General features: G+C 27.5%; 14 protein-coding genes and 2 pseudogenes. All 16 read left to right on the top strand.

Going from position 1 to position 15,625, the window contains the following annotated elements; genetic code table 11:
- Position 1: 1 nt before the first annotated feature.
- The 16 genes and pseudogenes from NRK67_16490 (at position 2) to kdsA (ending at position 15,609) form a co-directional block, all read left to right on the top strand.
- Positions 2–298, top strand: a pseudogene (locus NRK67_16490) (signal recognition particle protein).
- 56 nt (positions 299–354) lie between these two features.
- The gene (gene rpsP / locus NRK67_16485; protein UUV18862.1) at positions 355–618 is read left to right on the top strand and encodes a 30S ribosomal protein S16; all 264 of its coding nucleotides are present in this window, start codon (positions 355–357) and stop codon (positions 616–618) included.
- A gap of 422 nt (positions 619–1,040) precedes the next feature.
- Complete coding sequence (locus NRK67_16480) at positions 1,041–1,589, top strand: hypothetical protein (protein UUV18861.1); 549 nt, start codon at positions 1,041–1,043, stop codon at positions 1,587–1,589.
- Between the two features lie 520 nt (positions 1,590–2,109).
- Positions 2,110–4,035, top strand: a complete 1,926-nt coding sequence (locus NRK67_16475; protein UUV18860.1) for a polysaccharide biosynthesis protein — start codon at positions 2,110–2,112, stop codon at positions 4,033–4,035.
- Between the two features lie 400 nt (positions 4,036–4,435).
- On the top strand, positions 4,436–5,107 hold the full coding sequence (locus NRK67_16470) for a sugar transferase (GenBank protein ID UUV18859.1): 672 nt from the start codon (positions 4,436–4,438) through the stop codon (positions 5,105–5,107).
- Positions 5,108–5,183: 76 nt separating this feature from the next.
- Positions 5,184–5,573 (top strand): GxxExxY protein, encoded by a 390-nt coding sequence (locus NRK67_16465; protein UUV18858.1) that lies wholly within the window; start codon positions 5,184–5,186, stop codon positions 5,571–5,573.
- Between the two features lie 71 nt (positions 5,574–5,644).
- Positions 5,645–6,439 carry an NAD-dependent epimerase/dehydratase family protein gene (locus NRK67_16460; protein UUV18857.1) on the top strand — a complete coding sequence of 265 codons (795 nt, stop codon included), beginning with the start codon at positions 5,645–5,647 and terminating at the stop codon, positions 6,437–6,439.
- An 8-nt stretch (positions 6,440–6,447) separates the two neighbouring features.
- The gene (locus tag NRK67_16455; GenBank protein UUV18856.1) at positions 6,448–7,560 is read left to right on the top strand and encodes a glycosyltransferase family 4 protein; all 1,113 of its coding nucleotides are present in this window, start codon (positions 6,448–6,450) and stop codon (positions 7,558–7,560) included.
- A complete protein-coding gene (locus NRK67_16450; protein UUV18855.1) occupies positions 7,557–8,594 on the top strand; it encodes a GDP-mannose 4,6-dehydratase in 1,038 nt (345 codons plus the stop codon). The genes NRK67_16455 and NRK67_16450 overlap by 4 nt, the downstream gene beginning before the upstream one ends.
- A 43-nt stretch (positions 8,595–8,637) precedes the next feature.
- Positions 8,638–9,003 (top strand): annotated as a pseudogene (locus NRK67_16445) (four helix bundle protein).
- 148 nt (positions 9,004–9,151) lie between these two features.
- Positions 9,152–10,318 (top strand): nucleotide sugar dehydrogenase, encoded by a 1,167-nt coding sequence (locus tag NRK67_16440; protein UUV18854.1) that lies wholly within the window; start codon positions 9,152–9,154, stop codon positions 10,316–10,318.
- Positions 10,319–10,364: 46 nt separating this feature from the next.
- Positions 10,365–11,537, top strand: coding sequence for an oligosaccharide repeat unit polymerase (locus NRK67_16435; GenBank protein UUV18853.1), 1,173 nt, complete (start codon positions 10,365–10,367; stop codon positions 11,535–11,537).
- A gap of 142 nt (positions 11,538–11,679) precedes the next feature.
- The gene (locus NRK67_16430) at positions 11,680–12,147 is read left to right on the top strand and encodes an acyltransferase (protein ID UUV18852.1); all 468 of its coding nucleotides are present in this window, start codon (positions 11,680–11,682) and stop codon (positions 12,145–12,147) included.
- Positions 12,144–13,604 carry an oligosaccharide flippase family protein gene (locus NRK67_16425; GenBank protein UUV18851.1) on the top strand — a complete coding sequence of 487 codons (1,461 nt, stop codon included), beginning with the start codon at positions 12,144–12,146 and terminating at the stop codon, positions 13,602–13,604. The genes NRK67_16430 and NRK67_16425 overlap by 4 nt, the downstream gene beginning before the upstream one ends.
- Positions 13,604–14,662, top strand: coding sequence for a hypothetical protein (locus NRK67_16420; GenBank protein ID UUV18850.1), 1,059 nt, complete (start codon positions 13,604–13,606; stop codon positions 14,660–14,662). The genes NRK67_16425 and NRK67_16420 overlap by 1 nt, the downstream gene beginning before the upstream one ends.
- Before the next feature lie 122 nt (positions 14,663–14,784).
- A complete protein-coding gene (gene kdsA / locus NRK67_16415; GenBank protein ID UUV18849.1) occupies positions 14,785–15,609 on the top strand; it encodes a 3-deoxy-8-phosphooctulonate synthase in 825 nt (274 codons plus the stop codon).
- The last annotated feature ends 16 nt before the right edge of the window (positions 15,610–15,625 follow it).

Raw genomic sequence — 15,625 nt, 5'->3', positions numbered from 1 at the left:
TATCCTAAAGATGTTACCAGGTGTAGGAGATCTAGGAGACCTGGCACCAGCAGAAAAAGAAATGAAAAAAACTGAAGCAATTATTCAGTCTATGACTGTAGAAGAAAGAAGAAAGCCGAAAGTTATAAACGCTAGTAGAAAGAAAAGAATAGCTAGAGGATCTGCTACCCAAGTTCACGACATCAATAAGATGTTAAAGCAGTTTGAACAAATGAAGGGTATGATGAAGATGTTCAGTGGTGGTAAAGGGATGCCTGGAATGCCTAAGATGGGTAAAGGGTTTAAATTACCGTTTTAAAAAACAAATTATAATAAATTATTAAATAAATTAAAATGAGAAAAGGAGAAATAATTATGTTAAAGATTAGATTAACTAGATTAGGAAGCAAGAAAAGACCTGTTTACAGAGTAGTAGCAATGGAAGCATTACAAAAAAGAGATGGAAAGGCAATAGCTTACTTAGGTAACTACTATCCATTAGAAGATTCTAAAGTAGTATTAAAAGAGGAAGAAATCTTAAGATTATTAGGAAACGGAGCTCAACCTACGAGAACTGTTAAATCTTTATTAACTAAAGCTGGAATCTGGGCTAAGTTTGAAGAGTCAAAGAAAAACTAATGCAATATTCTCAGTTTGTGTAAGCAAACTATAGAAATATTAGTGTTTTGGAACCCGAAAGGTTCTTTTTTACAAAAATAGAAAACATAACAAAGAATTTAACCGCAAATGACCTAATTAATACCAATAGAACTATTAAAAACCTTGGACATGAAGATATACAGAGGAATAAAATATGCGACAAAAAAAATCTGACAAGCTCAGTGGTTTTGAGTTTCTGCATTTAAAGTTTTCATTAGGAGTATTTGCGTAATTCATGTAGATATATCTGCACTAAATAAAAATGTTAGCGATAAATAGGATATTAAACATGATATAATGAATTAGAAATAAAAGAATAGGAGAGTGAGAAAATGAAAAATGAACTTATGAATGAGAAGGAAAAAAGACTATGAAGATGAGATAGATTTAGTTCTCTTGAATTGAAAAAGGTAACTGGAGATAAAGAAAAATTTAAATATTATACATTGAATACAACAATAGAGGATGAAGTGCTGAGTAAAAAAATGATAGAATTATATTTAAATATTGTAAATATGAAAAAAACTGAGTTGTTAAAAAACGCAATAGAAGATGAAATTTCTTTAGTTTTCCAAAGAAGAGATCTATACAGAGTGAAAGTTAGAGAAGGTGAAAAACAGATAGCAGAGATAATAAAAAAACAGCCAGTCTCAATATTGGAAAATCAGAGTATGGTATCAATTTTGACAATAACTAATCCGACTTTATTGCAAGAATTGAACTCTAATAAGAAGTTATATGAAAAATATGATAATCAAGCTCTGGGATTAGAAGGAGTTAAGGGGGATAAAAAATTAGGAAAGCAGATTGAAAAAATATCTTCTGTCTATAAGGTAGAGGAAAAGAGTAAATCTAAGATGATAGTGGCTATCGGGATGATATTAGGATTATTTTTAGGAATCTTTGCAGCTTTTATAAAGGAATTTATCAAAGGTGTAGATTGGAAATAAGATAGATGAAATAAAAAAATAAAGGATACATAGGTATAATAAATTTATACTATGTATTTTTTTATGAATTTTAAATAACTAGTTGATTTTGTTTGTTTTTATAGACGAAAGTTCTTTCAAGAGTAGATTTTGAAATTGGGATTATAAAATTCCTTAAAAAAAACTTAAATTTTCGGAAAAAATGTGTTAAACTTGATAGGATTAACTTAGTTGTTACTGAGTGAATTTGAAATAAAAATTTTGAATAATAATTTCAACTGGATAATAAAAATGAAATCTACAGCAGATGAAAAGAGGGATAATATAAAATTTAAGAAAGTCGGAAATTATGTTTACACGGGGAATATTTGTATGGAAAACAAATGGAAGAAAAGGTATGTTGAATAGTAATCTATATGCTATTAAATGGTATAGAAATGTGATAAAATATAGAGATGAATTTCGAAAGACCTGTAAAGGGTATCACCGAAATATTCAAAGGTTTATTTACACAAATTAAGAACTTTGTGGAGGAGGGAAGATGTTAAAAAATGACAGGATAAGAAACGGTGTTAAACTGTTTTTAGATTCCATATTACTTAGTTCAGCTTTTATATTTGCTTTTATGATAAAGTTTGAAGGAAAATGGGAAAAATATTTTAGAATGAGGTATATAGCTCATTTTTTAGTGATCTATATTATTTTAAATTTGATTTTAAAGATAAATAAAAAAAGCTGGAGGTACACCAACTCCCTGGATATATTTAATATTATTATGGTTGTAACTTTTTCTAATATGATCTATGTACTGGCTATAGTATTTTTAGAGATAGCGAAGTTTCCTATAAGTTTATTTTCTCTCATGGTTATATTTGAGATGATATTTTTGCTTATGGGAAGGTTTGCGTTTAGAGTTCACAGGACATTAGAAAGTGTACAATTAGGAAAAAAAAATAAAACCGGCAGAAAAAAAGCATTGATAGTAGGAGCAGGAGAAGCAGGAGAAGGGCTACTCCGAGAGAATCTTAAAAACCCTCATCTAAAACTGGAAATAATAGGAGTAGTAGATGATGATCCCAGAAAGAAAAATATGGTTCTCTATGGGAAAAAAGTTTTAGGAAACAGATTTGATATTCCAGGGCTGGTAGATGCATTTAATATCGACGAAATTATAATAGCTATCCCTTCTATGAGGAGTAAGCAGATTAAAGAAGTATATAAATTGATAGATACTGATAAGGTGATGATTAAAATACTGCCTAGTTATGATGAGATATTAGAAGGAGGTTCCTTTTTAAACCAGGTAAGGGATGTAAAGGTAGAAGATCTATTGGGTCGTGAGATAATAGAGGTAAACAGCCGAAATATAGCCCGTGGAATAGAGGGAAAGGTAATCTTTATAACTGGAGGAGCAGGATCTATTGGTTCGGAATTATCGAGACAGATAGCTAAATATAATCCTAAAAAATTAATAAATATAGATTTAAATGAAAATTCAATTTATTTTTTAGAATTGGAATTAAAGAGAAAATATAAAAATCTTGAAATTATAAGTGAGATTGGTAATGTAAGGGAATATGAGAAGATGGAATATTTGTTTAAGAAATATAATCCTGATATTGTATTCCATGCAGCAGCTCATAAACATGTTCCTCTCATGGAACATAACCCAGAGGAAGCAGTAAAAAATAATGTGTTTGGAACTAAAAATATAATCGATCTGGCAGATATTCATCAGGCAGAAAAGTTTATCTTGGTCTCTACAGATAAGGCAGTAAATCCAACTAATATTATGGGGGCTACAAAGAGAGCTGCAGAGTTATTAGTAGAGGAAAAAAATAAGATCAGTAAGACAAAATTTATGGCAACCAGATTTGGAAATGTATTAGGAAGTAATGGAAGTGTGATTCCGCTATTTAAGAAGTTAATTGAAGAAAAGAAAAATATAACTGTAACTCACCCAGAGATTACCAGGTACTTTATGACTATACCAGAAGCAGCCAGTCTGGTGATAGAAGCTGGAACAATGAGTAAAGGCGGAGAAGTATTTATCTTGGATATGGGGGAACCAGTAAAGATAATGGATCTGGCTAAAAACCTTATAAAATTATCGGGACTGACATTAGGGGAAGATATAAATATAGAGATAACAGGACTCAGACCTGGGGAAAAATTATATGAGGAACTACTCTACGATGTCAATAGTGCAGAAAAGACAGAAAATAAAAAGATATTTATAGGAAAGCTTCACGATGAAGATGAAGTAGGGAATTTAAAATACTTAGAGGAACTGAAAGATATTTTAAAAGTTCATGAATATGAGAGATTAAAAGAGGTTATGAAAAAGGTCGTTATTACTTTTAAGGAGCCGGAAGAAGTCAATAGAGAGGTGAAGAACTCTGTTCTGACTTCTACAGAGGAAGAAGTGAAGGTTAGAGTTGGGGAAGAGAGATTAGTGACTAGTTAAAAGTGAATTAAAAGACTTGGACACAGAGATACACTGAGGGAAAAAGATAGAGATCAGAGAGAGGATTAAAAATTGATTAGAAGCGAGAAAAAAATTAACTCAGAGAGCACTGAGCCTCTGTGCTAAGAAAAAAGTTCTAAGGGTTTCGCCCTTAACTGAGATCATTTCTTGCCTTGATGCAAGAAAAAGATCCAAAGAAAATCAAGAAGGTTTATAATTGTCTTTGCATTGTAATACACAATCGTCATTGTAGAAACAGAGGGCTGAAGCTCAACGACTATAAACTTCGTTTAAAACCAAGAAGAAAAGAATTAAATCTGTGAAGATTGGTTTTAAATCTATGGAAATCTGTGTCAAAAAAGTTTGTTAATTTAAGATAAATTTGAAATAGGAGAAAGTTATGACAAGAATATTTGATTTTGTGGCTAGTCTGGCAGCTATATTAATATTTTGGCCTGTGATGTTGATTGTAGCTGTTGCTATAAAATTAGAATCTAAGGGTCCGGTATTATTCAAGCAAAAAAGGTTAACTAAAGGTATAAGGGAATTTAATATATATAAGTTTAGGAGTATGAGAACTGACTTTGATAAAAATGGTGTAGGAGTGCAGGTAAAGGGTGGTTCTAATGCTATTACTAAAGTTGGGAAGTTTATCAGAAAGACTAAATTAGATGAACTGCCTCAGTTATTCAATGTATTGAATGGAGATATGGCAATCATTGGTCCCAGGGCAGAACTACCCAGGAGATTAAGCCGCTATACAGAGTGGGAAAAGGAAATATTTTGTGTGAGGAGCGGGATATCATCTACAGCAAGTATAGTGTTTTCAGATGAGGAATATCTGATGGATCAGGTAGAAGATCCTGAGAAGTTTTATATGGAGCAGATTAGACCCTATAAGATAAAGTTAAATCATTACTATATAGAGAATAAAAGTTTTTTCTATGATATGTGGCTGATAATAGCTACAGTATTGAAGATATTGAAAAAGATAGAAAACAATCAGGTAGTGAAGGATGAGAAATTGTTAGGAGAGCACCGTGAGCTAGTAGAAGCTACGAGTAAATACTGATTATAAAAGTAAAGAACACAAAGAAAAAAAGCTATCTTTTGTCGCAGATTACGCAGATTATGTTGGAGTGATAAATATGAATGAATTTTTATATAAAGAGTTATCATATAAAATTATTGGGTTAGCTATGGAAGTACATAGGGAATTAGGTACTGGATTTCTTGAAAAAGTATACGAAAATGCTTTAATGATGTTATTAGAAGAAAATAATATAACAGCTATTCAACAAGAACCGATAAAGATTTATTTTAGGAATAAAGTTATTGGTGATTATATAGCAGATATAATTGTAGATGATAGGATAATATTAGAATTAAAATGTACATCTAAAATAATAGGTATTTATAAAGCACAGTTGGCTAATTATCTAAAGGCGACAGGGAAAGAAGTTGGAATTATAATTAATTTTGGAAATAAAAGCGTAGAAATAGAAAGAGTTGTTATGCAGAAATCTGAGGTAATCTGAGAAATCTGCGACTATAGAAAAGTTCTATGTCATCTTTATTCTATTGTAAAACATTTACAGGAGGTGAAAAGTTGGAAAAGAAAAAAGTTATAGTTACGGGAGCCAGTGGGTTTGTAGGGAGAAACTTTATTGAAAAATATAGTGATCGATATGATATTGTCCCTATAAGTCTACGAACTACTAAGGTAGAAGATATAGAGTTTACAAATGTAGATTGTGTACTTCACTTAGCTGCCCTAGTTCATCAGATGAAGGGAGCACCAGAAGAAAAATATTTTGAGATAAATAGAGATTTGACTGAAAAATTGGCTGTAAGGGCTAAAGAAAAAGGTGTAAAACATTTTGTATTTTATTCTACAGTAGGAGTTTGGGGAACGCATGGATATTTTGACCATGACAGAATAATAACTTTAGAAACACCAACTAATCCTAAAACTCCTTACGCTAAAAGTAAAATAGAAGCTGAGAAAATTTTAGAAAATTTAAAAGGCGATATTTTTAAAGTGTCGATTCTAAGGCCTCCAATGATCTATGGTGAAGGGTGTCCTGGTAATCTACCTAAATTAGAAAAACTAGTAAAAATATTTTCAATACTGCCATTCAATTATTCAGAAAATAAAAGAACTATGATAGATATAAATAAACTAACGGAAGAAACTAATGCAATAATAAAAAAGGAAAAAAAAGGAATATTTATTCCAAAAGACCAATTAGATATATCTATAAAAGAAATCATAGAAAAGTTAGCGAAAAAAAATAATAAAAAAATAAAATTAATTAGACTTCCAAAGCTTGTTTTTAATTTAATATACAGGATAAAACCTAAAATCGTTAAAAGTTTATACGGAAGTTTAAGGTTTAAATAGGAGAATACATGAATATAGCATTAGTGATAAATAAAATAAGTCAAGTATATATTTTTAGGAAAGATTTGATAGAAGCATTAAACAAGGAGCATAAAGTATACATTTTTTCTGTAAATGATAATGACGAATATAAGAAAAAACTAGAAGAGATGGGATGCGAAATCAGAGAGTTATTATTAAGTAATCACAGTAAAAACCCTCTAAGTGATATAAAAGGGATGTTTGATCTGATAAAAAAATATAAGAGGTATGATATAAACTATTCATTAAATTTTACAATAAAACCAAACATATATGGAACTTTAGCATGTAAAATAGCAAAAATAAAAGCAATTAATAACATCACGGGGCTAGGATATGCATTTTTAGATACAGGAATAACAAATAGGATAATAAAGATTCTTTATAAAATATCATTCAAATATCCTCAAAAAGTATTTTTTCAAAATTATGATGATATGAATTTATTTTTAGAAAATAAACTTGTAAAAAAAGAAATTTGTGATAGGCTACCAGGGTCTGGAATTAATTTAATGGAATATAAATTTTTAGAGAAAAATAAAATAAATGATAAAATAGTATTTTTATTTATAGGGAGAATTAGTTATGAAAAGGGAGCGGAAATATATATAGAAGCTGCTAAATTAATAAAAAAAGAATATAAAAATATAGAATTTCAAATGATTGGTGGAATACAAAAAGAAAATAAAAGTTCTTTGAGTTTAAAAATGTTAGAAAAATACGAAAAGCAAGGAGTAATTAAATATCTTGGAGTAACAAATACAATAAAGGAAAATATTAGGAATTCAGATTGTATAATTTTACCAACATATTATAGAGAAGGTGTTCCGAGAAGTCTTATAGAATCTGCTGCTATGGCAAAGCCAATCATTACAACCAAGAATGTAGGTTGTAAAGATATAGTAAGCGATGGATATAATGGTTTTTTAGCAGAAGTTAAAAGTGTGGAAAGTTTAGTCGAGAAAATAGAAAAATTTTTAAAGTTGAATAGCGAAGAAAGAAAAAAAATGGGAAAAAATGGTAGAAGTAAAGTTGAAAAAGAATTTGATGTTAATATTATTTTGGGGAAATATCTTAAAGAATTAGGAGATGTATTATGAAAACATATTTAATAACAGGCGGTGCAGGTTTTATAGGTTCAACTTTGATTCAAAAACTTTTATCGGTGGGCAATAAAGTAATAAATATTGATAATTTTAATGATTACTATGATATGACGATTAAAATAAATAATACAATTGAAAGCTGTGGATTGTTAGTTAATAGTTACAAGTTAATAGAGAATAATTCAAAAGAAAAAAAATTGAAAGAATTAAAAAAATTGGTAGATTCTGAGAACTACATTCTTGAGGTTATTGACCTTAGAGATCTTGAAGGTTTGGAAAGAATCTTTTCTGAAAATAAGGTAGATACAGTAATTCATCTTGCGGCAAGAGCAGGGGTTAGACCTTCCATAGAAGATCCAATTTTATATCAAGAAGTAAACGGTAGAGGAACCCATAATATATTAGAATGCTGTAGAAAATATGGCGTAAAAAATATAGTTGCTGCTTCTAGTTCTTCTGTATATGGAAATAACAAAATAGTACCATTTAAAGAAACTGACGTGGTAGACTTTGCTATTTCTCCATATGCGGCAACAAAAAAAGCCAATGAAGTAATGGGGCATGTATATCATTCCCTTTATAAGATAAATATGACATTTTTAAGATTTTTTACAGTATACGGTCCAAGACAGAGACCGGATTTAGCTATAAATAAATTTACAAGATTAATTCTAGCAGGAGAATCAATACCAGTTTATGGAGATGGAAGTACTTCTAGAGATTATACTTATATAAGTGATATTGTAGATGGAATAATTAAATCTATAGATTATGTGGAAAATAATGAAAACGTGTATGAAATATTCAATATTGGAAGTAATAGCCCAGTGTCGCTGACAGAGATGATAGAAACAATTGAAAAAGTCTTAGATAAAAAGGCTATCATTGATAGATTACCTATGCAACCTGGAGATGTAGACAGAACCTATGCAGATGTGAGTAAGTTAAAAGAGATGACAGGGTATAATCCAAGCCTTACTTTTGAAGAGGGAATAGAGAAATTTGTAGAATGGTATAGGAAAAGATAGTTAATAGTTGCCAGAGAATAGTTGATAGTTAAATGAAAAAAGCATTGTGTATGATAAATCTTTTAATTTTACGATTAGAATAGTAAAACTATATGAATATTAAAAAAAAATAAAAAAATAAAAAAATAAAAAAGAATACATTATGTCAAAACAACTCATGAGAAATGGAACTAGCATTGGAGTAAATATAAGCGAAGCTTTAGAAGGTCAAAGCAAAAAAGATTTTATTGCAAAACTTCATGTAGCTTTAAAAGAAGCTAATGAAAGTAAATATTGGATAAAATTATTACAAGCTACCAAATACTTAGAGGCAAAGGAAGAGAAAAGCCTTATTAGGGATTTGGAAAAAATAATAAAGTTATTGACAAGTATAATAAAAACAACAAAAAATAGTTTGAACAATAGTTAAGAAAATATAGTTAAGAGTTGCCAGTGGATAGCAAAAGTGCAGTTAAAAGTTGCTAGTAAATAATTGCAAGTTAAAAAAAGCAATTAACTATTAACTTGCAACTATTAATTATCAACTATCAACTAATACAGTTTGGAGATGAAGAGAAATGAAAATTGTAATTGCAGGAACAGGATATGTAGGGCTATCAAATGCAGTACTTTTAGCACAAAATCATGAGGTAGTAGCACTGGATGTAATATCTGAAAAGGTAGAGATGATAAATAATAAGATATCACCTATAGTAGATGACTATATCTCAGATTATTTAGCTAATAAGGAATTAAATCTAAAGGCGACTTTAGATAAAAAAGAAGCGTATGAAGGAGCAGAATATGTAATTATAGCGACTCCTACAAACTATGATGAAGTACACAACTTCTTCGACACCAGCTTAGTTGAGGTAGTTATTAAAGATGTATTGAAAATAAATCCAAAGGCTATTATGGTAATTAAATCTACAGTACCAGTAGGGTATACTAAAAGTGTTAAAGAAAAATTTGGTGTAGATAACATTATCTTTTCACCTGAATTTTTAAGAGAAGGAAAAGCACTCTATGACAACCTTCATCCTTCTAGAATAATAGTAGGTGAAAGTAGTGAAAGAGCTAGAATCTTTGCTAATCTTTTAGCAGAGGGAGCGATTAAAGAAGATATATCTATTTTATTTACAGAATCTACAGAAGCAGAGGGGGTGAAGTTATTTTCTAATACCTACCTTGCTTTAAGAGTAGCATATTTTAATGAATTAGATAGTTATGCAGAAGTACATGGACTGAATACAAAGCAGATCATAGAGGGAGTAGGACTTGATCCAAGAATTGGAGATCATTATAACAACCCTTCATTTGGATACGGAGGATACTGCTTACCAAAAGATACTAAGCAGCTTAGAGCCAACTATGAGAATGTACCAAACAATATAATCCAAGCAATAGTAGATGCCAATACAACAAGAAAGGATCATATTGCCAGGAAGATATTAAAGAGAAATCCAAAAGTAGTAGGAATCTATAGACTTACTATGAAGATGGATTCAGATAACTTTCGTGCTTCAGCAGTGCAGGGAATTATGAAGAGACTCAAAGCCAAGGGAGTAGAAGTAGTGATCTATGAACCTGTGTTGAAGGAAAAATCATTTTTTAATTCTAAAGTAATAAAGGATTTAGATGAATTCAAGAAAATTTCTGATGTAATAGTTACTAATCGTCTTTGTGATAAATTAATAGATGTTGAAGAAAAAGTTTATACTCGTGATTTATATAAAAGGGATTAGTTGTAATTCAAGAAAAGTGAATAAAAAAAGTAGGAGTTAAAATGTTATGCATAGTATTTTAATACTAGTAATAGTGTATTTTTTATTGTTAAATAGAAAAAAACAGTTGATTTCGGGAACTAATTTTTTTAATATATTATCCATTTTGTATTTTGGTTATGGTTTATTTTTAATGAGAGAAGGCTTAGATTTTTATCAATATAAAAAGTTGAGTATACTTTCTATAATTGCGGTTGTAGCTTTTAATTATTCGAGAATCAATGTATTTCGTAAAGTTCAATATAAAAAAATCAAAGAAAATAAACTAATGCTATTTACAGGGTGTTTAGTAATATGTTTTTCTTTATTATTATTTTTTATTTTAGTTTCAAAAATAGGTATTAATAATTATTTTTTTAAATCTAGAGCTGTAAGGATTTTTTATCTAAAAAAAATGTCTTATTTAAATTCTTTTAAGCCGTTCTTTATGATAGGGTTAATTTTATTGTATCAAAACTACTTTTCAAGAAAAAATAAAAGATTAAAAAAGTTTTTAATATTTTTAAATTCTTTATACTTAATATTAGCTTTATTAGAAAATTCAAGGTTAGATATAATGAATATTTTCATAGTAAATATTTATTTTTTTGAGAAAGAAAAAATTATAAAGAAAAAAACAATTATTATTTTAGGTATTATGTTAATTTTCATATTACTATATTATAAAAGTTTTATGTATTCGTTAAAGGGATATGATATTAAAATCCAAAGAAATTTTGGTGAATTAACTACTTGGATAAAAAATTATAAAAAAATAGATCATTCCTCTATAGAGTTTGAATTTAAAGGAGAAGCTTTTAAATCTATGATGAAATCATTTATCATACCGTTAAGTGGGAAAAATGATTTTTCTATGACAAAATGGTTTATGAATAAATACTACCCTCAAATTTTTAAAGAAGGGGGAGGAAGAGGCTTTTCTGGTGTTTTAGACGCTTATATGAATGCTAAATATATAGGTGTATTTATATATTTTTATATTTTAGGGTTATTTTCATATTGTTTTGAAAAAAGAAGAGAATCTTGTTATTTTGAAATTATTTATATATTTGTTATTCTAAACATGATGAGAATTTTTAGGTCAGAATTCCAGATTTTCACTAAAAGTATGTGGTGGTATACAATATTACCAGTATTAATAATATTTATATTTAATAAATTTATAAAAAAAATAATATAAAGGAGGTTGTATAATATTAACTTTAATTAGTTTATTATAAAAAAAGATGAGTTTAAAATTTAAAAAAGTAGCAAAGCAATTAGCAGTTATAAGTTTTTTATTTTCATATTTTGGGAGGGGAAACTGTGTTAGAATTATGAATATGATTAAATATAAGGAGGGGCTTCTATATATTGGTTTACGTTATTGCCTTATTAAAAATATAATTGAAAGTTGTGGTGAAAATATTATGATTGGACCAAATGTAACATTTAAAAATATAGAAGGTTTATCTCTAGAAAATAATATTAGTATTCACAATAATTGTTATATTGATTCAGAAGGGGGAATTTTAATTAGAGATAATGTTTCGATTGCACATAATACAAGTATTCTATCATCAAATCATTTTTATATGAAAAATGATATTCCTATTAAATATCAAGGAATGGAATTAAAAAAAACAATAATAAATAGTAATGTCTGGATAGGTTGTGGAGTAAGAGTTTTAGCAGGTTCAATAATAAGCTCTGGCTGTGTAATAGGAGCAAATTCAGTAGTAACTTCAAAAAAAATAGAAAGAGATACTGTATATGTAGGAATTCCTATAAAAATGGTAAAAAAAAGATGATAAAAAAAATATTTAAAACATCATTATTAAACTTATTAATGTCTATTTTGGGTTTATTACTAATGTTTATTATGATAGCTTTTATCACAAATATGGTAGGGGCATCAGAATATGGAAAATATAAACAAATTCTAGCTTTTATACGATTATTTGTCTTTTTAAATCTCTTAGGTTTAGATGTTGGCCTTTTAAAATTTACTAGAGAAGCTATTATAGAAAAAAATGAGACAGATATTTATAACATTGAAATGGGGACAAAATTAATTGTAATAATATTTAATATATTTTTATTAATTTTATTATACGTTTTTAAAGATTTTATTATCATAAAGGTTTTTAATTCTAAAATATCTGTAAAAGATTATTTGATTTCATTTCCTATAATATTTTTTAATGCATATTATTTACTATATAGTTCATTATTAAGAAGTTATAGTAAAATTAGAGAAGATGTTTTTATCAGAAGTATTTTATTAAGAGTTTTTAAAATTATAATATTTTTTATTTTTATAAAATTTAATTTCAAAAGTGATGGGTTGATATATGGTACTTTTATTTCTTTTATATTATTGATTATAGTTTCTAAGTATACGCTTAATTTAAAAATCAAAAGAAAATCAATTGGTAAATTTAATTATAAAGTTTTAAAAAAGATGCTACATTATTCTTCACCTTTAATGTTTAATAGTTTTATTATCTTGATAGCGAGTAGATTAGATATTTTAATGATAGGTTATTTTTTAAATACTGAAAAAGTTGCAATATATGAGATTAGTTTTGTTATATCTAATTTGGTACTATTTCCTTTTATGGCATTTTCAAACGTTATTGAATTAAAAATAGTTGATTATTTTAAGAAAAATAAAATCAATGAATTAAAACAATTATACTTTGATATTGTGAGGGGAGTAACTTATCTTTCATTGATGATTTTTTTCATTTTACTGTATTTAGGAAAAGATATATTATTAATATTTGGACCAAGCTTTATAAGTGGTTATACAACATTAATTATATTAGCTATTGGTCAATTAATAAATACATCTTTAGGATTTGTATATGAAATAAATAGAATGACAGGGTATCCAAAATATAATTTATACAGTAGTATAATTGTATTATTAATAAATACAATATTTAATTTTATATTTATTCCTAAATTTGGAGTGATTGGTGCGGCATTAACAACATCAACCTCTCTTATTCTTGGAAATATTTATAACTATTATTTTGTCAAAAAAATACATAATATAACTCCATTTAATAAGAAAACTCTTAAACTCTTAGTTTTTATTTTATTAAATCTTAGTATGTTATATGTATATACTAAGAATTTTGAAGTAAATAATGCTATTTTATTTATACTATTAAAATGTAGTTTATTTGGAATATATTTTATAATGTTGATATTTATTTTAGAGAAAGATTTAAGAAAAATTATAATTAGGAGGAAGTAATGAAAATTTTATTTTTAGAAGAAAGAGAATATTATAAAAACTTAGGATTAAAAATTTCAGATGAAATTACTGTAGAATATAACGGTATTAAATATTATAAAAAAAATGATGCTTTAAAAAGATATGATTATATAATATCATTTATGTATTTGAATCCAATGTGTAATTATATTATTACTAAAGCAAATGAACTTGGAATTGAAACTATTTTAGTGAGTGATGGGATTGTTGATTGGACATATTTATTTAATTGGAAATTTGCAAAAAAGAAAAAGTTAGTAACATTTCATCCTATTATCCATGATTATTTTTTTGTTTTAGGGAAATTTGAATTAGGATATTTTCAATTTAAGGGTGATAAAGCATTTCAGTATTTACCAAAACGAATAATAAAAGAAGAAAAAATTAAACTTCCAAAAGAAATTATTTTTTTAATAACAACAGCTAATACCTCTTATTTTGATTTGGATGAAAAAAAAGTATTAATTAATTTAATGAATCAAACCATTGATGTTCTTGAAGAATTAAATATAAAATTTAAGTTTAGAATTTTTGATAAAGAGTTAATAAAACATCTTAAAAATTATGAAAGTTATGAAAATGTAATAGAATGTAATTTTTTAGAATCAATTTCAGATATAACTCATGTGATAACAACACCTAGTAGTATAAGTTTAGAATCGATGTTTAATGAACGAAAAGTTTGTCACTTTTTTTATAGAGATGACCCTGTTTTTTTAAGGAGTGCTTGGAATCTGATCCCTGGACTAGATATAAAAAAAAGTTTAAAAGATTTTTATTATGGAAATAAAGAAAAAAATATATATCAAAAATACATATTAAGTACATATTTAGAGAGTAATGAAATTATAGAAAAATTACCTAAAACTACTTTGAATAGCCAAATGAAAAATAAAAGTATTGAAAGTATACTGGACTCACCTCTTAATTTTAATTTCGAAAATTTTATAAGAAAAATTTATTTGAAATTAAAGTTGAGAAAAATCAAAAACCAAATAGTAAAAAAAATAATAATAAAAAGTAAAAATAAGGATTAAATATTTATAAATAAATTTGAAACTATTCTTAAAAATTTGATTTGTATAACTTCAAAAAGGATTATAAGTAATACTTAATATAAGTGATAAAAAAATACTAGTATAATACAGGAGAAGAATTAATGAAAAAAGTAGAAATAGCTAATAAATTTACAATTTGTGGAAACCAAAGATTTACTCTGATAGCAGGACCTTGTGCTATAGAATCTGAAGAGATGAGTATTAGAGTAGCTAAAAGAATAAAAGAGATCTGTGACAGATTAGAGATAAATTATATATTTAAATCTTCATATGATAAAGCTAATAGATCTTCTATTCATTCAAATAGAGGAATTGGAATGGATGAAGGCTTAAGAATCCTCAAGAAGGTAAAGGAAGTAGTTGGCGTTCCTGTTGTTACAGATATCCATGAACCTTGGCAGGCAGAAAAAGTAGCTCCTTATGTAGATATGTTACAAATTCCTGCATTTTTATGCAGACAAACAGATCTATTAGTTGCAGCAGCAAAAACAGGTTTACCTGTAAATGTAAAAAAAGGACAATTTTTAGCTCCATGGGATATGAAGAATGTAGTGAATAAGATGCAGGAAGCTGGAAGTGAAAACTTTATGCTATGTGAAAGGGGAACTACCTTTGGGTATAATAATTTTGTTGTAGATATGAGATCATTTTTAGAAATGAGAACTTTTGGTTATCCAATTGTTTTTGATGCAACTCATTCAGTACAAATACCAGGTGGGCAAGGAACTTGTACTGGTGGAAATAGAGAATATGTCGGGCCATTAATGAGAGCGGCTCTTGCAGTGGGTGTAGATGCAATATTTGCAGAAGTACACGAAGATCCAGATAATGCTCCTTGTGACGGACCAAATATGTTAAAGTTAGATGATCTTGAAAATATATTAAAAACAGCTGTACAGATAGATAGTATCGTAAAAGGATTATAAATTTAAGCCACAGCTT

The organism is Fusobacteria bacterium ZRK30, from assembly GCA_024628785.1.
In the GTDB taxonomy this organism is placed as follows: domain Bacteria; phylum Fusobacteriota; class Fusobacteriia; order Fusobacteriales; family Fusobacteriaceae; genus Psychrilyobacter.
The sequence above is the reverse complement of the archived record's forward strand: the minus strand, read 5'-3'. Positions and strand labels throughout refer to the sequence as shown.